This window comes from Paraburkholderia sp. (assembly GCF_026225065.1).
GTDB lineage: Bacteria > Pseudomonadota > Gammaproteobacteria > Burkholderiales > Burkholderiaceae > Paraburkholderia.
In genome coordinates this window covers 1-20,550 of record NZ_JAMFSB010000374.1, presented here as the reverse complement: position 1 = coordinate 20,550, position 20,550 = coordinate 1, and the positions used below count along the sequence as shown (strand labels likewise).

The following is a 20,550-nucleotide window of genomic DNA, read 5'->3' as shown; positions in this document are numbered from 1 at the left end:
GGTGGTTTCGGTGGCGGTGGTGGCCGCAACGGCGGCGGCTTCGGTGGTGACGGTGGCCGTCAACGCCAGCCGGTACAGATCCCGAACGGATTGGCGGTGCAGATCGTCTATCGCAGCGAGAATGCCGAGGGCGAAGTACGCCTCGGCGACGCATGGCGCGTCAAGCCCACGGACGAACTGCTCGCGGCGCTGCGCGGCGAGTTCGCCGGAAGTTCGATCGAGATCGTCTATTGACCGACGCGGCTGCGTCCATTCCGGGCGGGCTTGCTACTCTTGACGCTCGGCGCACGTCCGTACCGCGCGACAAACGCTGCCTACCGCTCCCGTGCGCCCAGGCGTGCGAGTTTTAGAAACCGGTAGTACACCGTTTCCGCGTTGAACATCGCGATCATGAAGCCGGCTCGACCGTCGAGAAAGCCGCGCCGCAGCACGTAGGTACGCACGAATGCCCACGCGCCGCGCGCGAGCGCCTTGCCGAAGCTGCCGCTTTTGCCCGCGGCGTGGCGTTGTTGCGCGCCTGCTGTCGAATAGGTGTCGAGCTTGCGCAGCACGGTTTCGAAGTCTTCGTACGAGTAGTGCATCAGCTTGCCGGTTAGCCGTTGTGCCGGGGTGTTGAACACCAGCCGCTCATGCACCAGGTCGTCGGAGAAGCGCGCGGCGCCGCGTCTGAAGAGGCGCGGGATCCAGTCTGGATACCAGCCGCTATGCCGGACCCACTGCCCGCAGAAACTCGACAGGCGGTCCACCGCGTAGACCTCCGCGGAGGGCGCGGCGATTGCCGCGCTGATTGCCGCGGCGAGTTCGGGCGTGACGATTTCGTCGGCGTCGATGGAGAGAATCCACCCGGTATCGAGCGCATCCAGCGCGCGGTTCTTCTGCGGCCCGAAGCCCGGCCAGTCGGGCTCCTGCAGCACGCGGGCGCCATGTGCGCGGGCAATCTCGACGGTGCCGTCGGTGCTGCCGCCGTCGATCACAACGATCGCGTCGGCGAACGCCACGGCGGCGAGGCACTCGGCCAGGCGCGACGCCGCGTTTTTGGTGATGAGGGCGACGCCGAGGGTGGTTTCTTTCATGCCTGATTAGCGGAGAAGGTGCGGATGGGCAAAACGCGTCGGGCAAGTATATACAAGCGAGAGGCTTGTTTTACAGCCACGGGCACGACCCCACCTCGAGCCGGCTCGGAACAAACGGTAAGAACCGCTATCGGTCTGGTGTCAGCCGGGCACAACGGCCCCCGGCATCCAGTTCGCCCAACCGTTTACAATGCGTTATTCAGCATTCGGCCGCCGGGCGAATGCTTTGTTTGCCTTTCTAGAGGATTCCTTGAGCGCGAAGCCTACGTTAAGCAAAGTCATCGGTGCTTCAGGTGATGCGTCGTCGTCCATCGCCCTACTGCGCCGGCTTTGGCCTTATATCAAGCCGGTCCTGTGGACCCTGATAGGGGCGATTGTCGCCATGGCTGTCAGCGCCGGCACCGACTCGCTGATTGGCTTGCTGCTCAAGCCGCTGCTGGATCACGGCTTCGGTGCGAATGCAATGCACGGCCTGACTTGGATAGTGCCGATCTGTGTGCTCGGACTTGCGGTGGTACGGGGCGTTTCCCAATACGCATCGGGTTACCTGATCGCCTATATCTCGAATACGATTCTGCTGCGCTTGCGCCTGGAAATGTTCGAGCGCCTGGTTCACACCAGCGTCGGCTTTTTTCAGCGCGAGACGGCAAGCACGGTCATCAACGCAGTCGTTTTTGAGGTCAACCAGATTCTCAACGTGCTTTTAGGTGTGTTGATTACGCTGGTGCGCGATTCGCTGACGGTTCTGTTCCTGCTGTGCGCCCTGTTCTGGCTGGACTGGAAGCTGACACTGATTGTCGCGGTGATGCTGCCTGCAATCGGTTGGGTGATCGGCAAGATCAACCGGAAGCTGCGTCGGCTCAACCGCGAAAACCAGATGCTCACCAATGAACTGTCCTACATCGTCGAGGAGGCGGTGGGCGGCTACAAGGTGGTCAAGGTGCACAACGGCGAGCAGTACGAGATTGCTCGCTTTGCTGAAATGAGCCGGCGCCTGCGCGGTTACTCGCTGCGTATGATCACGTCCGGTGGACTCGCCCAGCCGCTCACCCAGTTTCTGGTGTCGATCGCGATCGCCGTGGTGGTCACGATTGCGGTCGTGCAATCGGCGCATGGCGGCACGACGGTTGGCGGCTTCGCTGCGTTCATCACCTCGATGCTGATGATCGTCTCGCCGCTCAAGCACCTGATGGACGTCAACCAACCGCTGCAACGTGGCATGACCGCGGCCGAACTGATTTTCGGCCTGATTGATGAACCGGCCGAGCCGCAGGGCGGTGGCAAGCCTCTCGAGCACGCTTCCGGCGAAGTCGAATTCCGCGATGTCTCGTTCAACTACGGCGCCACCAGCACGCAAGACCGGCAGATCCTTGAGCGCGTGTCGTTCAAGGTTGCGCCGGGAGAAATGGTGGCGCTGGTCGGCCCCTCGGGCAGCGGCAAGACCACGCTCGTCAACCTGCTGCCGCGTTTCTTCGATCCGACCGACGGCGAGATCCTCGTCGACGGCGTCGCGTTGCCGGAATACGGCATTCATGCGCTGCGCAGCCAGATCGCCATGGTCAGCCAGGACGTCGTGCTGTTCAACGACACGATCGCGCACAACGTCGCTTACGGCCAACCGGCAGATCCGGAGAAGGTGAGGGCTGCGCTGCAGGCAGCGAACCTGTGGGACACCGTGCAATCCATGCCGAAGGGCACCGAGACGCTGGTGGGCGACAACGGCCTGATGCTCTCGGGCGGTCAGCGCCAGCGTCTGGCGATCGCGCGCGCCATCTACAAGGACGCGCCGATCCTGATTCTCGACGAAGCCACGTCGGCGCTCGATTCGGAATCGGAACGCCACGTGCAGGCCGCGCTGGAAACGCTGATGAAGGGGCGCACCACGCTCGTTATCGCACACCGTCTGTCCACCATCGAGCGTGCCGACCGGATTCTGGTGCTCGAAGCCGGGCGTATCGTCGAGCGCGGCAGCCACCGCGAACTGCTGGGACAAGATGGGCTTTACGCGCATCTGCATCGCATCCAGTTTCAGCAGAACGCGGCTTGATGCGCTGAATCATGAAAATCGGACTTTCCAGCAATGCGCTGAAACACAGCGGCGGCCTCGAGCGTTATGCGATGGATCTGGTGCGCGGCTTCGCTGCACGAGGCATGACCCCGGCGTTCTTTGCGCGGCGCTTCGATATGTCGGTGCCGGAAAGCCGCATGGTCGAGGCGCATCGCATCAAGGTGTCCTTGCTGCCCGGCAAGCTGCGCGACTACTGGTTTTCATGGCGCTTGCGGCGCGCGCGGCGCGCGGCCAAAGTCGACGTGCTGATCGGCTGCAACCGGGTCGACTCTTCGGAAATCGCGATCTGCGGCGGCACCCATCTCGGGTTCCTGCGTGCCACCGGTCGCGTGCAAAAACGCTCCGACACCTGGCAGATCGCGCTCGAGCGCAAGCAGTACGAACAGGCGAGCTTCGTTGTCGCCCACTCGAACCTGATGCGCGACGAACTACGTGAGCTGTATGGCGTCGCAGAGGCGAAGATTCGCGTGCTTTACCCTCCGGTCGATGGCGCTCGTTTCAAGCCGGTAGATAGCGAGCAGCGCGCCGCGCTGCGGCGCAAGTTCGGCTTCGCGGATCACGAGATCGTGCTGCTGTTTCCGTCGAGCAGTCACGAGCGCAAGGGTTTGCCGCTTATCGAAGCGGCGCTGGAAGGGACGACGCTGCCGGTGGTCCTGGCTGTAGCGGGCCGGCCGCCCGCGCGCACCTCGGAGCGGGTGCGCTATATCGGCTACGTGAAAGAAATCGAGGACGGTTATCGGGCCGCCGATTTTACGATCCTCGCATCGAAGTACGAGCCGTTCGGACTCGTGGGCGTCGAATCTGCGATGTGCGGTACGCCGGTGATCTTTCCGTCGAGTATCGGCTGCTGCGATGCGATCGCGTCGCATGCGAAATTCGTCTTCGCGCCGGATGACCTCGCCGACCTGCGCGCCACTCTCGAACGTGCTATCCAGCCTCGGCTCGCCAGCGGTGCAACGGCACCGACGCTGGCCGCAGCACTGGCAGCACCGGCCGATGTGGCACGTGAAGCGGTGCTCTACGACTCAAGCGTGGCCAGCCACGTCGACGCACTGCTGGCACTAGCCACACAGATCGTCGAGCGTCGCTGAACGAACACGGACGGGAAAGCGTGCTGCCCCGTAGCCTTAGCGTGCTCGCTTGAGCCGCTTGATCCACAGTGTCGGCGCGTAGATGCCCGGAAAGGTGCTGTAGAGCAGCATCCGGATGCGCAGCCCCAGTTTGACATTGTGGCTGGCGGCGATCAGCGTAAGGCGTTCGCCGATCCCGCGAGCGCTGAACATCGAATGAATGAACTGTTCGCGCGCAAGTTTCGGCGCTAGAACGGCGCGCATTCTGTCGCCGAGTCCGGCAATTTCAGCGTCGTGCTGCAACTGCTTCACTTCCACCAGTGCGAAGCCGTTGCCCTGGCGCAATCGTCCCACCAGTTCGGCGACCGTCCGATACCGGCGCTTGCCCGACAGGCCGCCGCGCCGGTACCACACGAGCGGTTCACGTAGGCTGAGCGCGCCACCGGAGACGATGGCGCGAAACGTCATCACCTGATCTTCGGCCGCGGTGCCTGGCATCATCGGGCCGAAACGCTCGAACAGCCGGCGCGTCCAGGTATGCGCTGCGCCTACCAGCCAGGGCCGTTCGGCAGCCCAATCGTCGAAGCTCCGATAGGTGCCGAGATCGGTTGGCTCCATACGCTCGTGGACGGCGCCGGTCTCGTCCATGTCGGCGAGATCGGTGGCGATCAGGTCGGGGCGGCGATCCTGTGCAAGCCAGCACTCGACCACCCGTGCGCAGCGGTTCGGGGCCGACATATCGTCGCCCGCCGCAACGAACAGCAACTCACCATGCGCCAACCCGGCGAGCCGCGACAGGTGCGCACTGATGCCTTCGTTGCTCGTGTTGCGGCGTGTGACGACCTTGTGCGGTCCGCTATAGCCACGCACGGCAGCCTCGATCGCGGCGAAGGTGCCGTCGCTCGAAGCGTCGTCGGAGATGATGAGTTCCAGCGGTTCGTAAGTCTGCGCAAGCACGCTGCGCACCGCGTCGCCAACCAGCGTTTCCTGGTTGTAAGCAATCAGTAGCACTGAAGCTAGTGGTTTGGCCGCTACGGCAGACAGGGAGGGCTGGACGCTGTTGTTCATGGCGCGGGCTGAGTTGGCTCGGCTAGATTCTAATCGTTGTTGGACTCTGGCCAGGCATTCTGATTGCCGCTGCCCCAGTTCGCCATTTCTGGCGTGCACAGCACTATAAACGAGATGCTTTAGCTTGAAAAAGCATCTCGTTTTAACTACTCACCTAACTACCGAATTGCGGGATGCGACAGCTCGCGTTTGCGCGCGTCGATGACGGCGAGAAACGCCGCACTTAGCAGCGCGACCAGCGACGTGACCATGACGGGCACCAGCACGTCGATCGTCAGGCCGAACACAATCGTACTGAACGACACCGCTAGCCCGGAATAGGCAGCAGCCCGAATCGTGGGATCTTGAGTGCGCCGCTCGCGCCAGAAATGGACGGTCAGGCCGAAATAGAAAATCAGCAGGCAGACTGCGCCGATAGCGCCTGTTTCGGCGATGGTCGAGAAGAAATCGCTGTGGGCGCGTTCGTTGACGATCTCGGTGCTGGCCTGGCCGTGCGCGGCGAGCTCGCCGAGAGCACGCTCAAGTTTGCCCTTGCCGACGCCATACACAGGATGCTCGGTGAACAGTCGGAACGAGGCCTGCCACAACTGCAGGCGCAAGCCGACCGAGGTGTTTTCGTCGCCGTGATGCAGCGCGGAGAAGTCGGTGGTGGCATCTTCTAGCCGCCGCTCGACCCGCTCGGTCGAAAGCAGGGCGGCGCTGCATACCACGATGGCGAGCGCCGCAACCCACAGGCGCTTCTTGTGCACGAACCAGTGGAACTGACAGCCGAGCAGGATCGCAAAAATGGGAATCGTAATCCAGCCGCCGCGCGAGCCGGACAGGTAGGAGGCATAGCCGCCGCCGACCAGGGCGAGCAGCTTGACCGCGAGCATCCGCCAGTCGCGCGGGCCGTCCCAACCGAGCGTAAAGACGGACAGGAAGGCGAGCAGCAAGGCGGTGTCGCCGAACGGAATCGCGTTCGTGTAGGCATTGCTGGCGCGGCTCGCTTCGGTCCAGCCGCCTTGCGGCTGCGCGATCAAGGCCCAGGCGCCCACGGCGATTGCGCCGGCGGCGCAACCCCAGCCGATGGCCCGCAGCTTGCGCGACGGAAACTGGCGCAGCAGCAAAAACAGCGGTAGCGCGAGCACGAAGCGTGAGAGGGCATCGAACTGGCGCGGCAACCAGTAGTGCATGACCAGTTGCTGGAACATGATCGCGACCAGAAACGCGAGCATGCCCAAGGTGTACCAGTTATAGGTTCGTAAGCCCTTGAAATAATCCGCGGTGCGTTTGTTGGCGACGGCGGCGCCCAGTGAAAGCGCGACAAGTCCGAAGAAACCGTAGCCGGTGCCACCGCGCCATACGAGGTTCACGGCTGGGGCGAAAAATAACAAGGCTGTGCTGAGCCAGATCAGACTGGGAGCAAAAATCATAGGCTGTGAATTCTTATGAACGCTACCGTTCCAATTCGCCGAATGCATGGCCGGAGGCTCGGAGCACTCCTTTTCAAGACGGCAGGGCGAGGGCGATTATAACCGCGCGGGGGACTCGACTGCGCCTTGTGGCCGGGGCGTACGACCCCGCGGCAGGATATGCATGGAGGCATTCGCAGGGTGCGAAATTGTCCCGGCCGGGCCGGACACACTTCGAATTACCGGGCCGAATCGGCGCAGAGCCAAGGCTGGCGCGAGTTCCCGGCCACCACGGAGGTTCGGTCGCGCGTGCTGAGGGTTTCTTATCATGGCGGGCTGGACGTGCATGACGGCCGCCTGGTGGGTTCCCGAAAGCCTGATCGCTGTTCATTTCGATTTCTTACGGCGCAGCGATTCTTTGCCGTGCGGTGGCCCCGGTGCGCTAGACGCCGCCCGTCACCAACGACAGCACCGACAGGTCCGGATGCGTTCCGTCGACGATGCTGCGTCCCGTATGCACGGCCTCGTAGCGCGCTTCTTCCATGCTGGCAAACCACTCTTCGCCGTCCGCATGGAACGGCATCACGTGACCGGGAATGGCCGGATCCGCGCCAGGGTGGCAAACGTAGCCAATGTAGGTAAAGCGGCTGTCGCCGGACTGTTTGGGGCGCGGGGACAGGTGGATTTCAAAACCCTCGTATTCGAGCATTTGCCAGCCGTGGATTTCTTCAGACATGGTTGCCTCCGTTCTGGTCGCGCGCGCGGGGTGTGTGTCGGTGCGTGCGGCTGCGAGGGCCGGTGTGAAAGCCGCCGCGCCGGGCGCTGCTGGGGCGCGGCCGCTGCCGCGTCGTTTGGGATACCGGCGACCGGGTCAGTGCCGGTGCCGCATCCGGTCCCAAAGCCGGTGGCCGTCGAACCGCGTCGGCGGACGCGTCTTGTGCAACTCGCGCCGATGGTGCGAGCTGAGGATCATGATCCCGGTGATGATGACAACCAGTCCCACTACGATGCTGACCATCGATTCCGCCATGGCAGCCTCCATCCAGTTCCACTGCATCTTAAAAGTCTAGGTTATTTGGGCGAAAACCGAAGGACGGCGGTCCGGCCTTGCAGGACTTTTTAGTGTTCGACGGCGTTGGATGTCCGGGCAGATGTCTGAGTTGCGTCAGGTAGCGCTCTAGGCGTCAGTTTTCGACGACGCTGCCGTCCTTGAGGCGGTGGAGGACGAATGCCAGAAAATCGACCGACTGGCCAGGGTCTTTGATGTTCTGCAACCGGCAAGTGTGTAGTTATCCGAATCAATGCGAAGCTGAAAACTTTATCCCGGCATGCGCTGCGTCGTTTGTACACGCAATGTGGTCCCTCGCCGGAGCAGTGTCGTATAGAATGGTGCGCTTTGCCCGTACGCCCATGTGGTTCAAAAACCTTCAGCTTCATCGTCTTCCCATTCCGTGGTCCGTCAACCCCGAGCAGATGGAAAAGTGGCTCGCGCCGCATGCTTTCCAGCTGGGCAGTAGCGTCGAGATGCAGACGCAGGGATGGGCCTCACCGCGCGATAACGACTCGCTCGTCTACTCGATCAACCGCCAGATGCTGCTGGTGTTTCGCACCGAAAAGAAATTGTTGCCCGCGTCGGTGGTCAACCAGGTGACCAAGGCGCGTGCGCTCGAAGTCGAAGAGCAGCAGGGCTTCAAACTCGGCCGCAAGCAGATGCGCGAACTGAAGGAGCAGGTCACCGACGAACTTTTGCCGCGTGCCTTCAGCATCCGTCGCGATACGCGTGTGTGGATCGACACGGTGCACGGCTGGCTTGTGATCGACGCTGCCTCGCAAGCTGTCGCCGACGACGTGCTCGGCCTGCTGGTCAAGTCAATCGATCAGCTGCCGCTCTCGAGCGTGCGTGTCGCACAGTCGCCGGTGGCGGCGATGACGGAATGGCTGTTGTCCGGCGACGCCCCGGCCGGTTTCACGCTCGATCAGGACACTGAGTTGCGTTCCGCCGCGCAAGGCAATGCAACTGTGCGCTAAGTTGGGCATGCGCTGGATGTCGAGGACATGCGCCGTCATATCGAAGCGGGCAAGCAATGCATGCGTCTTGCCATGACATGGGACGACCGCGTTTCATTTGTGCTCACACCGTCGCTGACCATCAAGCGCATCACACCGCTCGACGTGATCAAGGACGCAAGCGACCCCACTGCGCAGAATGACGACGAGCAATTCGACTCGGATATGACGCTGATGACAGGCGAGCTCGCGCGCATGTTTGCCGACATCGTCGAAGTGTTGGGCGGCGAGCAGGGCGACGCCATGTTGCAGGCTGCAGCGGCCTGAAATCGGCGCGTTCTGCAAGATGAAAGTACTGCGCAAGCCGGTCGAAAGTCTCGCGAATTTCGCCAATTTTATTTTGTAACCAGGTGTCACTAGTGCAGCGGCGCAGCAGGAAATACAGAATTGCTTCTGCGCCGCCAATTCGCCTCGGTCTGCCCCACGCACTTCGATAGACCGGCTGTTCTAGCCCGTCTTTAAGACGTTTCCAAATCTGACGACGCATCGCGCCCGTATCGCGCGATGCGTCGTCACGTCCGCATGCAGACTGCATGAAATATCCCGACGCAATCTCCACGGGAACTGCCCAGGCACCCTCATGTCGCACTGGGACGATGCGGCTTTTGACACCACCGGCACCCGCGGCGTAACGCGCAGAAAAATCGATGCGAGAACCCGTAATTGAATTGCGGGAGCGCGTGGCATAGCGTTGAGTCGTGCCCGATGGCATCCGCAGCAACAGCCAGTCTCTCACCCGTTCGCGCCGGCAATTTTTGCAAATTGCAGCCGAACCGAAAACGGAGTTGTCGTTGATGAACTCGCCCGTCCGGCGATCACTCGAAATTGACTTCCTGCGCGGAGTCGTGTTGATCGTCATCGCTCTCGATCATATTCAGGGCAGCGTTCTCTCACGTTTCATGCTGCACAACTACGCGTACTGCGATGCGGCTGAAGTCTTCGTGTTTCTTGGCGGCTATGCGTCAGCGGCCGCTTATACGAATGTCGCCATGTACCGCAGCGAACACGCTGCCAAGCGGCGCTTCGTCGTGCGTGCCTGGGAGATTTATCGCGCGTACCTGTTTACGGCGGCGTTGATGCTGCTGGCGGGCGCCGCGCTCATGTTGTGGCGCATCGATTCGCCGGTGGTGCAGGAGACCGGCTGGAGCGATGTGCTGCATCACCCGGTTGGCACGTTGCTCGGTGTCGTCACCTTGCGTCATCAGCCGTTCCTGTCCTCGGTCTTGCCGATGTACACGCTGTTTGCACTGTGTGTGCCGCTGTCAGTGCCGTTGGCGAATCGCCGGCCCGCTATGGCGCTCGGCGTGAGTCTCGTGGTGTGGCTTGCGTCCACGTGGCTGGCGCGCGTTTTGCCAAGCGGTGATCCGGGCGGTTGGGCGTTCAATCCGTTTGCCTGGCAACTGATGTTTATGCTTGGAATATTGTGCCGTCTGCATCCGGTGTCGAATGAGTTTCAGGTTTCGAAGGCGGGGCGCTGGTTGACCTACGCTGCACTTGCAGTCGCACTGACCTTTGCGTTCGTCAAGCTGTGTCTCGAGACCCAGGCCACGCCCGGTTATATGAAGCAGAATCTCGCCGCCGTGCGCGTGGTGAGCTTTGTCGTCATTGCATGGCTGATGGCGCAGGCGGTCCGCATGCAGGTGATACGACGAATCGCCGAGCGGCTGCCGGCCGTCGTCACGGTGGGCAAGCAGGGGCTGGTGTGCTTCGTCGGCGGCACGGTGGTCTCAATCGTGGCGGATACGGCCGTGCGGATGGCGCGAGGCCCCGCATGGCTGAACGGACTCGCAGGCGATGCGGTCGCGATCGGCGCGCTGCTGTTGCTTGCGGCCGCGGCGAAGAGATGGAAGGCGCTGCGCGCGCGTCCCGCGCCGATCCGCGGCAGGGCGGTACCGGTTGAGGTGGGCCGGCGCGACAGCTAACAGGGCCTCCCACAGGCCAGCCGGGCCGCTCGCAATTTCTTCGTACTCCGGCGCAATCCCATTGCGGCATGCCGCCAGCGTGATATATAACACTGAAAGGCACGTTGCCGCGCAGCTTCCCGCGTGGCAACGCTCGAACACGGCGCTGGCATGCGGAGACTGACGATGGTTCGGCTGGTGATGATCCTGCTAGGAGTCGATTATCTTCGCACCCGCTGGCGCGCTCTGACGACGGCAGGCTGCATCAGCGTCGTAATCGGCATCGTTGTCTTCATCGATGCGCTCGACAGCGCGCTCTACTTCCCGATCACGCCGTTCGCCAGCCTGTTCCTGCTCGAGGGCCTCGCCACCCTTACGGTCGCGTGGACGGGCATGGGCGGCCAGCGCACGCTGCGTTACGTGAAGGGGCTGACGTTTTGCGTGGCCGCGCTTCTGATCCTCGTCGGCCATCATCACGGCAATTTCATCCTGTCGATGATCTTCGGTACGCTGTTTCTGACCGATGGCCTGTTGCAGATCATCTCCGCGCGCGTTGTCCGTTATCGAACCTGGCGTCTGGCAGTGACAGGCGGGGCGATCGAAATCGCGCTCGCCATTTTCTTCTATCAACCGTTCCCGACTCACTACGCGGGGACCGTGCCGTACTGCCTCGGCCTTGGACTGATCTTCGGCGGCTGGAACATGATCCTGCTGGCCTCGCGCGTGCGGCGGCTGTCGTCGAACCCCGCCGTCGCGGCCGATGGCGCTGCGCAAGCCGCCAGCGCGACCGCCGAGTCGCAGCAGGCCGCACCGGCGGTGGTGGAGTGGGACGGTCCGCCTGGCGCAGATGAGCCCGCGCTGACCGTGCATGTGTGGACGCCGGTAGGGTCGTCGAAGGGCGCGGCGCGTCGCCAGCCGATCATCGACCGCTACATCGCCGCGGTAGATCGCAACGGCGTCATCTCGACTGGTCACGCAGCTCTCGAGTCGCCCGAAGGGATCTATATCAGCCTCTATCCTGGCGTCGAGATCGACCGCTCGCCGGATGAGTTTTCGCGGCTCTTGCGCGCGACCCGTGAGAACGACGTGCCGGGTCTGTTTCAACCGGACTACGGGACTGAATCGACGGCATGGTGTGCATCGACTGTCCAGGTGCGCATCCGCAACTACGATCCCGAGCGGCTGCGGCGCTTCTGGGAGACGTACCAGCAGGATACGACCTACAACCTCACGTATCGCAATTGCTCCAGCAGCGTTTCGCGTGCTCTGGAAGCGGCGATCGAAGGAGCGTCCGCGCGTGTCTGGGGACGTCATGAGGGGTGGAAGCCGTTTCTCAGGGTGATTAGCACGCCCGAATTGTGGGTCGCTGCACAGGTGCGCAAACGTGCCGCGACGATGGCATGGACCCCCGGTCTCACGCTCGACTACGCGCGTGCGCTGAGCATGCTGGCCGACCCGCGGCCATCCGGCTGGGTCAAGATGGCGCGTCTTGCGCTTGGCAAGATGTACCGCTCGCGGCGGCAATGGGCGCAGGAGCAAAGAGCGGAGTCGAATGTGCATGAGGGTGAGCGTACAGACACGGCGGGGCGCGGCGTGTAGGCCTGCAGCAGGGCGCGGAAACTCCCTAAGAGGACCGGTATTCTGACCGGATTCAGTATTACCCGGTAAAGTCGAAACACATCAAAGACTTACCGATTTCCTCGGCGAGTTATCAACAGATTTATGAACGTTTTCTGTTGATAACTCCTGGGTTCTCCACATCAGACGCCTCGCCCTATAACGATGCCAACCGCATTGGCACAGGCGATCGCCGACGATGCCAAGGCTCCCCTATAGACGCGCCGCGCCTGTGCACAAGCTGATCCCGCCAACCGTGCCCAAATGAATGCTTTCAACTAATCTGGCGGGTGTATGCTGGGCCGGAGGACGTTTTCTGCGCAATCAGTGCCACCACCCTGAACGTTAGACGCGGCTACATAACGCTGGCGGCAAATGCTGCCGTTCCTGCTGTTTCAGCAGGTTTTCAAGGGCGGCCATGTGACTACCGAGTTGATCCAGGAGGCCGGCAAGACGGCTGAGCCGCAACGTCTGAGCGTGCGGCACGTGAGCGTCTACCGCTATTCGGAGCCGGTGCGCTTCGGCGAACACCGGATGATGTTCCGGCCGCGCTCGGGGCACGATGTGCGTGTCGTCGCCACCGAGCTTGTCATCACTCCGACGCCCTCGCGACTGCACTGGCTCCACGACGTGTTTGACAATTCCGTGGCGGTCGCCAATTTTTCCGGCGAGGCCGCCGAGCTGCATTTCGACAGTCAGGTCACGCTGGAACACTACGAATCGCCGCTCCCCGATTACGCGCTTGAACCGTACGCCGCGACGTGGCCCTTCGCGTACACGAATGAGGAAGCGTCGGATCTCGTGAATGCGCGCAGCCGGCAATATCCGGATGACGAAGTAAACGTCTGGGCGCGCCGCTTTCTGGCCAAACGCGGACCCACGTCCACGATGACAATGCTGCGGGCCATGACGCAGGAGATCAAGAGCGGTTTTCGCTATGTGCGGCGTACGGAAAAGGGCGTGTACCGTCCCGCCGATACGTTGCGTCACCGCAGCGGCAGTTGCCGCGACTTTGCGGTGTTGATGATGGACGCAGTGCGCTCGCTGGGGCTCGCCGCGCGCTTTGTGAGCGGCTACATCTTCGTACCCGAGTTCGATACGACGCTGGGCGGCGGCGCCACGCATGCGTGGCTGCAGATTTACCTGCCGGGCGCAGGCTGGGTCGATTTCGATCCGACCAACAGCATTATCGGCAACCGCCATCTGATTCGCGTGGGGGTGGCCTGGAACTACTATCAGGCGCTGCCGTTGTGGGGCACCTGGCACGGCGCCGCGCATTCATTCCGCGGTCTGCAGGTCGACGTGCGTGTGACTGAAGATGTTTGATGGTTTTAACTGAGTGGTCTTAACTGAGGCGAGGGTGGGTCGATGAAATTGCGCGTTGGTTACGAACTGGTCTACGAGTGTGAGCAAGCCACTCCGATGCTGCTGATGTTGAACACCCACTACTCGCGTGTGCAGGATGTGTTGAGCGCCGATGTCCTGAAGGTCGACCCGCCGGTCCCGATCGCGCAGTATCGCGACGGCTTCGGCAATCTGTGCAGCCGCATCGTCGCACCGGCGGGACAGATCGCACTGTCGACCACGGCGGTGCTCGAGATTTCCGCCGAGCCGGAAACGATCGAGCCGAACGGGTATCAGCATTCGGTCGAAGAATTGCCCAGTGAGACGCTGGTGTACTTGCTTGGCAGCCGCTATTGCGAGACCGATCTGCTAAGCGATCTAGCGTGGCGTCTGTTCGGCAAGACGCCACTCGGACGTCCTCGTGTGCAAGCGATCTGCGATTACGTGCATCGTCATATCGTGTTTGGCTACCATCACGCGCGGCCGACGAAAACCGCCTGGCAGGCCTGGAACGAGCGGACCGGCGTGTGCCGCGACTTTGCGCATCTGGGCGTGGCGCTGTGCCGCGCGATGAATATTCCGGCGCGCTATTGCACGGGCTATATCAGCGATATCGGGATACCGCCGCCGTATTCCGCAATGGACTTTGCTGCATGGTTCGAGGCTTATCTGGGCGGTACCTGGCAGACCTTCGATCCGCGCAATAACGTGCAGCGCACAGGCAGGGTGTTGATGGCGCACGGGCGCGATGCCGCGGACGTGGCATTGAGCAATACGTTTGGACCGACCAAGCTGATCACGTTCAATGTGCATTGCGCGCCGGAATCGGAGTCGATGGTTACGCCGTTGGCTTGATGGCCCTTGGGTGCGCCGTTGTCAAGGCGCGCGCACCTATGGCATCCTTACGCCATGCACCCGATGAACCTTTCCCTGCTCCACGCCTGGTGGCGCTCCTGAAGGAGCGGCATCGTCACGTCTTTACTACGACCATGGCCGCCGCAGTCCGGCTGACATGGTGCTGTATCCCCGGTTAGCCTGTCCTGCGGCGGCGTTTCAAGAGAGCCCGTTTATGCAAGACAGCACCATCTCCCCACGCCGTACCGTCCTCACTGGCGACCGTCCCACCGGCGCGCTCCATCTTGGCCACTATGTCGGCTCGCTGAAAACCCGTCTCGCGTTGCAGGAGACGCATCAGCAGTTCGTACTGCTCGCAGACACGCAAGCCATGACCGATAACGCGCACGATCCCGACAAGGTGCGCCGCAACGTGCTGGAAGTCGCGCTCGACTATCTGGCGGTCGGCATCGATCCGCGCAAGACCACGATCGCCGTACAGTCGGCCCTGCCCGCGCTCGCCGAATTGACCCTGCTGTATCTGAACTTCGTGACTGTCGCGCGCCTCGAGCGCAACCCGACGATCAAGGAGGAGATTCAGGCGCGCAATTTCGGCCGCGATATTCCGGCAGGCTTTCTTTGCTATCCGGTCGCCCAGGCCGCCGATATCACCGGTTTCAAGGCGCATGTCGTGCCAGTCGGCGAAGACCAGGCGCCGCTGATCGAGCAGACCAACGAGATCGTGCGCCGTATCAACCGTCAGGTCGGCAAGGACGTGCTGCCCGAGGCGGAGGCGCTGATTCCGACCATGGGGCGCCTGCCCGGCGTCGACGGCAAGGCGAAGATGAGCAAGTCGCAGGGCAATTCGATTCCGCTTTCGTCCTCCGCCGACGCGATCCGCGATTCGGTCAAAAGCATGTACACCGATCCGAACCATCTGCGTGCGTCCGACCCCGGCACCGTGGAAGGCAACGTGGTCTTCACGTATCTCGACGCCTTCGACGAAGATCGCGCCACGGTGGAGCGCCTGAAGGCCGAGTATCGTGCAGGCGGCCTTGGTGACATGGTAGTCAAGCGCCGTCTCGAGGAGCAGTTGCAGACTTTGATCGCGCCGATTCGCGAGCGGCGCGAACAGTTTGCGCGTGATCCGGGCTATGTGTTCGATATGCTGCGCGAAGGCACGCAGCGAGCGAAAGACGTGACCCAGGCGACGCTGGACGAGGTGCGCGCGGCGCTCGGCACGTTTTCGTTCGATGCGGTGGTGCGTTAAAAGCGCGTCAAGCAGCGCTTTAAACAGCGCGTCGAAAACTACCGCATCGCGCGGACGGCTTCCTGCATGTCTTCCATCGACACATCGCGCGTGTGCGTCGCCACCGACCAGCGATGCCCGAACGGATCTTCGAGCTGGGCGAAGCGGTCGCCCCAGAACATATCGGTGGGAGGCATGGTGACACGGGCGCCGGCCGCGACCGCCTGCTCGACGGTGGCGTCGGCGTTCGTGACGTACAGGTGAATCGCGACCGGCGAGCCCTTCAGCGACTTCGGCCCGAGCATCATGCAGCCGGCCATTTCGTCGACCAGCATGAGCATCGAGTCGCCGATCTTCAGGCACGCGTGCATCAATTTGCCTTCCGGACCGGGCAGACGGAACTGTTCGACGGCGCCGAAGGCCTCCGTGTAGAACCTGATCGCGTCGGCGGCGCCGGCGCAAATCAGATGCGGGGTTAGCGAGTGCATTCCTTCCGGAATCGGTTTCACAGCGGCTGCGGACATGGTGGTCGCTCCTGGGATGGGCGGGTTGACGAGTCAGAAGGCCCAGCTGTTTTCAGCAGGGTTTCATCAACACGACGAGCGAACAGACGGAAGATCGACACGGCCGGCGGAAAATTTTGCGCGCCTGTGTTGCGTTTGCTTTGTCTCGTGACGGCGTAAATGCGGATGGCCAAGCGGAATTCGTTATGATGAGATTTGTGCAGGGCATCATGCGTCGAATGTCGAGTACCAACATCGAACGACGTTACGCGCCGCGAGCAGCGACAAATTGCTGCCAATGGCGGATGGCCGCGGGCCGGCTAGAGTTTGAACTCAGCCTGCCTTCCGGTTGCAGGTCTCATCATTCAAATAAATTAAGAGAGAGGGCGGAAGAGCTATGAGCGGGCGCTTACATCCACGTTACGTCCCATTTGCGCGCGTCTGGTCTGGCTCGTACAGGTTTTCGCGCTGAAAGGGGCGGTTCATGCACCACGATCGTAAAGCCGAAGCGCCTGTGCAGGGCCGCGCACTCGACGCCGCGCCCTACGGCGCGTTCATCTACACGGCGGACGGCACGTTCCGCTACGTCAATGCGGCCTTCGAGCAACTGACCGGGTATCGGGCGGAGGAGCTGATCGGTCGCCGCAGCTTCGATTCGCTGCACGACCCGGCTGAACTCGCGAGGCGCCGCAGCGAATTGCCGGGCGTGGGGAACTGGGGCGTGGGCACGCCTGGCTCGACATCGCCGGGCTCGTTGATGGCCCCGACCCGCTACGAAAGCGAATGGACCTACGTCCGGCGCAACAACACGCGCATCTCGGTCATGCTGGCGGTGTCGCCTCTGCTGGCCAGCGAAACGGCGCCACAACGGCGCCAATCTACAGACGAACCGCTCGTATTCGATAGCAGCGCAAAGGACAACTCCGCAAGCTACGTAGGCATGGCCGTCGAGATGACGCGCTACGCCCAGTCCGAAGCCCGTCTCTGGTATGTCTCGCACCACGACGGCGTGACGCGCCTGCCGAACCAGACCCTTTTCACCGAGCGGCTCGATCTGACGCTGGCGCGTTGCCGCCGTGACGGCACGGGTTTCACCGTGCTGATGGTCGAACTGAACTCCCTGCGCAAGCTACGCGATGCGCTTGGCTCCTACGCGGCTGAACTCGTCTTGCAGATTGTCGGCGAGCGCCTGCGCGGCCTGATTGCCAACGAAGGCACGATCGCCTCGGTCAGCGGTACGCAATTCGCGCTACTGGTCAATGAGACGGGTGCTGCAGCCGACGCGCTGGCCGCAGCGGCGCTGGCACGCATTGCCGAGCCGATCGACTGCTCGGGCACGACGATCACGGTGACGGCAAGCATCGGCTGCGCGGCGTATCCGGAACACAGCGCGGTACACGGCGACGACGTGCCGACGCTCATGCGGCGCGCCAACGTCGCGTTGTCCGCGGCGAGCGGCGCGGGCGGCAATGCGATGCGGCGCTTTTCGGCGGCGCTTGAAGGTCAGGCCGCGCGCCGCTTCGAACTTGAAACCATGCTGCGCGATGCGCTCGACCGGCAGCAACTGCATCTGGTCTATCAGCCGCAGATCACGCTCGCGACCGGGCGCATCGCCCAGGTCGAGACCCTGCTGCGCTGGAATCATCCGCAGCGCGGCCCGATCAGCCCGGTCGAGTTCATCCCGGTGGCGGAGGAGGCGGGCCTGATCGAGCGGATCGGCGAATGGGTGATTCGGACCGCCTGCCGCGATGCAGGCAAGCTGCTGCGACTCACCGGCAGCCTGCCGCGGGTGGCAGTGAATGTGTCGCCACAGCAGTTCCAGCGGCAGAATCTGCTGGCGACCATCGAGAGCGCGTTGCACGACGCCGCGCTCGATCCGTCGTACCTCGAAGTGGAAATCACAGAGGGCGTCCTGCTTGGCGACACCGAGGAAGCGTTGCGGACGCTGCATGCGCTGCGCAAGCTCGGCGTCGAAGTGGCGGTGGACGATTTCGGTACGGGCTATTCGAGTCTGGCGTATCTGACGCGCTTCCCGCTGAACCGGCTCAAGGTGGACCGCTCGTTTGTCATCCGGATGATGAGCGACCCGCAATGCGCGGCGCTCGTCGGCGCCATTATCGCGATGGCCCACGCGTTAAAGCTCCGTGTCACCGCGGAGGGCGTGGAGACCGAGGAGCAGGCCGAGCGCCTGCGCGAACTGGGTTGCGACGAGGTGCAGGGGTACTGGTTCGCGCGCCCGCTCAGTCTGTCGGCATTGCGCAACCTGCTTGCGCCACTGGGGGCATGAGTCTGGGACGCAATTTCGTCTTTTTCTCGCAACCATCCGACGGCTGGTCCAAGAAATTTTACGAATCAATTGACAGCCTTGTGCCAAAATGGCGCGCAATTTGGTTTACGATCGGGGTTGCCTGTATATTACGTTTTGCCTTCCGTTGGGGGTGTTCTCCGGCAGCGTCTTCTGGCAAAATTTGCGGTCCGAAACATTCGTCCATGATGGGATAATCCTCTCCTTCGGGGCGAGTCCTTGCGTTAAGAACCGTTCGGCCGGGGTCTACCACCTAGCAGATGTTGCGTCGCATATTTTTCGTGTTATGGTATGCAACTTCTCGAAAATTGGCGGCAGAGCGTAAGTATGACCGCGGGGAACGTATGAAATCTGTAATAAGTTGGAAGTAGTCCGCATGTAATTGAAGTAAGTCCCGCAGCCGCAAAACCGTTCTATACTCCTGACCTGCTCGGCACGAGAAACAGTGCGTGAAGTGTGCGATGTCGTGCGAAGGTGATACCTCCGGCATCAGACTGCGGTAGACCCAAGAGACATCACCCATCCGCGCCGTGGGCCAGAGATTGGAAAAACAAGCGGCGGCGGTTCCCATGTTGCATTGAAATCTTGTCGCTTATCCTGCATGAAGGTTCAAACACTATCGGCCCGCAGCGCCAGGGCGCTGACATTTATCGGCCTGAGCGTCACAGCAGCCTCGGCCTTTGCCACCGACTCTTTTGTGGTTCGCGACATCCGGCTCGAAGGCTTGCAACGCGTCGAACCGAACACCGTGTTCGCGTACTTGCCCATCAAGCAGGGCGACACTTTCACCGACGACAAGGCCTCGCAAGCCATCCGTGCGCTTTATGCGACGGGCTTCTTCAACGACGTCAAGATTTCGACCGAAGGTAACGTCGTCGTCGTGCAGGTGCAGGAACGTCCGGCAATCGGCACCATCGATTTCTCGGGCCTCCACGAATTCGACAAGGACAACCTGAACAAGGCGTTGAACTCGGTCGGGTTGTCGCTGGGCCGCTATTACGACAAGTCGCTCGTCGACCGCGCCCAGCAGGAACTGAAACGCCAGTACCTGACGCACGGCTACTACGCGGCTGAAGTCACGACTACCGTCACGCCGATCGACCGCGATCGCGTCGGTCTGCTGTTTTCGGTGATCGAAGGTCCGAGCGCGAAGATCCGCCAGGTCAACTTCATCGGTAACAAGGTGTTTAGCGACGGTACGCTGCGCGATGAAATGCAGCAGTCCACGCCTAACTGGTTCTCGTGGTACACGAAGAATGACCTGTACTCGAAAGACAAGCTGACCACCGACCTCGAGAACATCCGTTCGTACTATCTCGATCGCGGCTACCTCGAGTTCAATATCGACTCGACTCAGGTCTCGCTGTCGCCGGACAAGAAGGACATGTACCTCACGCTCACCCTGCATGAGGGCGAGCCGTACACGATTTCGGGCATCCATCTGGCCGGTAACCTGCTGGATCGCCAGGCAGAGCTCACGAAGCTGGTCAAGATCAAACCGGGTGACCGTTTCTCGGCTGCCAAGCTGAAGGCTGCCACCAAGGCGGTGGTCGACAAGCTCGGTGAATACGGCTACGCGTTTGCCACGGTGAACGCACAGCCGCAGATCGACCAGCAGCATCACACCGTAGACCTGACGCTGCAGGTCGATCCGAGCCGCCGCGTTTACGTGCGAAACATCAACATCACCGGCAACACCCGCACGCGCGACGAAGTTATCCGCCGCGAAATGCGTCAGCTCGAAAGCTCGTGGTTCGACTCGAGCCGTCTGGCGCTGTCGAAAGACCGGATCAACCGTCTCGGCTATTTCACCGACGTCGATGTGACCACGGTGCCGGTCGAAGACACGGCGGACGAAGTCGACATCGCCGTCAAGGTCACGGAAAAGCCGACCGGCTCCGTTACCCTCGGTCTTGGCTACGGTTCCGGCGAAGGCCCGATCATTTCGGCGGGCGTGTCGCAGGACAACGTGTTCGGTTCGGGCACGAGCCTCGCGGTGAACGTCAACACGGCCACCACGTTCCGCACGCTGACGGTCACGCAGGTGGATCCGTACT

General features: G+C 62.1%; 16 protein-coding genes and 1 pseudogene. 11 read left to right on the top strand and 6 right to left on the bottom strand.

Translation table 11 applies throughout. The annotated features are described in order from the left end of the window. A partial coding sequence (locus M0954_RS26255; protein WP_297356364.1) for a hypothetical protein occupies positions 1 to 234 on the top strand: 234 nt, incomplete at its 5' end. An 80-nt stretch (positions 235 to 314) separates the two neighbouring features. On the opposite strand, the gene M0954_RS26250 is transcribed toward M0954_RS26255, so the two are convergent. Beyond that, complete coding sequence (locus tag M0954_RS26250; protein WP_133891240.1) at positions 315 to 1,073, bottom strand: glycosyltransferase family 2 protein; 759 nt, start codon at positions 1,071 to 1,073, stop codon at positions 315 to 317. A 250-nt stretch (positions 1,074 to 1,323) separates the two neighbouring features. Here M0954_RS26250 and msbA point away from each other — a divergent pair, with 250 nt between their 5' ends. Together msbA and M0954_RS26240 are read left to right on the top strand one after the other, a co-directional pair. Then, a complete protein-coding gene (gene msbA, locus M0954_RS26245) occupies positions 1,324 to 3,120 on the top strand; it encodes a lipid A export permease/ATP-binding protein MsbA (protein WP_122155596.1) in 1,797 nt (598 codons plus the stop codon). Positions 3,121 to 3,131: 11 nt separating this feature from the next. Beyond that, the gene (locus M0954_RS26240) at positions 3,132 to 4,232 is read left to right on the top strand and encodes a glycosyltransferase family 4 protein (protein WP_297356362.1); all 1,101 of its coding nucleotides are present in this window, start codon (positions 3,132 to 3,134) and stop codon (positions 4,230 to 4,232) included. Between the two features lie 36 nt (positions 4,233 to 4,268). Here the strand turns inward: M0954_RS26240 and M0954_RS26235 are convergent, their stop codons facing one another. From M0954_RS26235 to M0954_RS26220, 4 genes are all read right to left on the bottom strand, one after another. Next, positions 4,269 to 5,279, bottom strand: a complete 1,011-nt coding sequence (locus M0954_RS26235; RefSeq protein ID WP_297356360.1) for a glycosyltransferase — start codon at positions 5,277 to 5,279, stop codon at positions 4,269 to 4,271. Positions 5,280 to 5,437: 158 nt separating this feature from the next. Next, the gene (locus tag M0954_RS26230; protein WP_122155597.1) at positions 5,438 to 6,694 is read right to left on the bottom strand and encodes an O-antigen ligase; all 1,257 of its coding nucleotides are present in this window, start codon (positions 6,692 to 6,694) and stop codon (positions 5,438 to 5,440) included. Positions 6,695 to 7,115: 421 nt separating this feature from the next. Further along, positions 7,116 to 7,409 carry a hypothetical protein gene (locus M0954_RS26225; RefSeq protein ID WP_122154018.1) on the bottom strand — a complete coding sequence of 98 codons (294 nt, stop codon included), beginning with the start codon at positions 7,407 to 7,409 and terminating at the stop codon, positions 7,116 to 7,118. 135 nt (positions 7,410 to 7,544) lie between these two features. Continuing rightward, positions 7,545 to 7,703: a hypothetical protein gene (locus M0954_RS26220; RefSeq protein WP_166660691.1), complete on the bottom strand. Its 159-nt coding sequence runs from the start codon at positions 7,701 to 7,703 to the stop codon at positions 7,545 to 7,547. A gap of 380 nt (positions 7,704 to 8,083) precedes the next feature. Here M0954_RS26220 and M0954_RS26215 point away from each other — a divergent pair. The 6 genes and pseudogenes from M0954_RS26215 to trpS all read left to right on the top strand — a co-directional run bounded on the left by M0954_RS26215 (position 8,084) and on the right by trpS (position 15,706). Beyond that, positions 8,084 to 9,007 (top strand): annotated as a pseudogene (locus M0954_RS26215) (recombination-associated protein RdgC). A 527-nt stretch (positions 9,008 to 9,534) separates the two neighbouring features. Further along, positions 9,535 to 10,662, top strand: a complete 1,128-nt coding sequence (locus tag M0954_RS26210) for an OpgC domain-containing protein (protein WP_297356358.1) — start codon at positions 9,535 to 9,537, stop codon at positions 10,660 to 10,662. Positions 10,663 to 10,827: 165 nt separating this feature from the next. After that, positions 10,828 to 12,240 carry a DUF308 domain-containing protein gene (locus M0954_RS26205; protein WP_297356366.1) on the top strand — a complete coding sequence of 471 codons (1,413 nt, stop codon included), beginning with the start codon at positions 10,828 to 10,830 and terminating at the stop codon, positions 12,238 to 12,240. Between the two features lie 393 nt (positions 12,241 to 12,633). Next, the gene (locus M0954_RS26200; protein ID WP_123384497.1) at positions 12,634 to 13,584 is read left to right on the top strand and encodes a transglutaminase family protein; all 951 of its coding nucleotides are present in this window, start codon (positions 12,634 to 12,636) and stop codon (positions 13,582 to 13,584) included. A gap of 42 nt (positions 13,585 to 13,626) precedes the next feature. Further along, entirely contained in the window at positions 13,627 to 14,457 is an 831-nt protein-coding gene (locus tag M0954_RS26195) for a transglutaminase family protein (protein WP_297356356.1), read from the top strand. Between the two features lie 214 nt (positions 14,458 to 14,671). Next, positions 14,672 to 15,706: a tryptophan--tRNA ligase gene (gene trpS / locus M0954_RS26190; protein ID WP_122154022.1), complete on the top strand. Its 1,035-nt coding sequence runs from the start codon at positions 14,672 to 14,674 to the stop codon at positions 15,704 to 15,706. Between the two features lie 38 nt (positions 15,707 to 15,744). On the opposite strand, the gene M0954_RS26185 is transcribed toward trpS, so the two are convergent. Next, positions 15,745 to 16,209, bottom strand: coding sequence for a VOC family protein (locus M0954_RS26185; RefSeq protein ID WP_133891247.1), 465 nt, complete (start codon positions 16,207 to 16,209; stop codon positions 15,745 to 15,747). A 463-nt stretch (positions 16,210 to 16,672) separates the two neighbouring features. On the opposite strand from M0954_RS26185, the gene M0954_RS26180 reads away from it, so the two are divergent. Beyond that, entirely contained in the window at positions 16,673 to 18,475 is a 1,803-nt protein-coding gene (locus tag M0954_RS26180) for an EAL domain-containing protein (protein WP_297356354.1), read from the top strand. Positions 18,476 to 19,094: 619 nt separating this feature from the next. Beyond that, the coding region (bamA, locus tag M0954_RS26175) for an outer membrane protein assembly factor BamA (protein WP_297356352.1) at positions 19,095 to 20,550 on the top strand (1,456 nt) is incomplete at its 3' end.

Coding starts and splice junctions, on each gene's coding strand:
- M0954_RS26225 (WP_122154018.1), bottom strand. CDS start 7,409: ATGTCTGAAGAAATCCACGGCTGGCAAATGCTCGAATACGAGGGTTTT.
- trpS (WP_122154022.1), top strand. CDS start 14,672: ATGCAAGACAGCACCATCTCCCCACGCCGTACCGTCCTCACTGGCGAC.
- M0954_RS26210 (WP_297356358.1), top strand. CDS start 9,535: ATGAACTCGCCCGTCCGGCGATCACTCGAAATTGACTTCCTGCGCGGA.
- M0954_RS26200 (WP_123384497.1), top strand. CDS start 12,634: ATGCTGCCGTTCCTGCTGTTTCAGCAGGTTTTCAAGGGCGGCCATGTG.
- M0954_RS26185 (WP_133891247.1), bottom strand. CDS start 16,209: ATGTCCGCAGCCGCTGTGAAACCGATTCCGGAAGGAATGCACTCGCTA.
- M0954_RS26230 (WP_122155597.1), bottom strand. CDS start 6,694: ATGATTTTTGCTCCCAGTCTGATCTGGCTCAGCACAGCCTTGTTATTT.
- M0954_RS26195 (WP_297356356.1), top strand. CDS start 13,627: ATGAAATTGCGCGTTGGTTACGAACTGGTCTACGAGTGTGAGCAAGCC.
- M0954_RS26235 (WP_297356360.1), bottom strand. CDS start 5,279: ATGAACAACAGCGTCCAGCCCTCCCTGTCTGCCGTAGCGGCCAAACCA.
- M0954_RS26205 (WP_297356366.1), top strand. CDS start 10,828: ATGGTTCGGCTGGTGATGATCCTGCTAGGAGTCGATTATCTTCGCACC.
- M0954_RS26220 (WP_166660691.1), bottom strand. CDS start 7,703: ATGGCGGAATCGATGGTCAGCATCGTAGTGGGACTGGTTGTCATCATC.
- M0954_RS26180 (WP_297356354.1), top strand. CDS start 16,673: ATGCACCACGATCGTAAAGCCGAAGCGCCTGTGCAGGGCCGCGCACTC.
- M0954_RS26250 (WP_133891240.1), bottom strand. CDS start 1,073: ATGAAAGAAACCACCCTCGGCGTCGCCCTCATCACCAAAAACGCGGCG.
- M0954_RS26240 (WP_297356362.1), top strand. CDS start 3,132: ATGAAAATCGGACTTTCCAGCAATGCGCTGAAACACAGCGGCGGCCTC.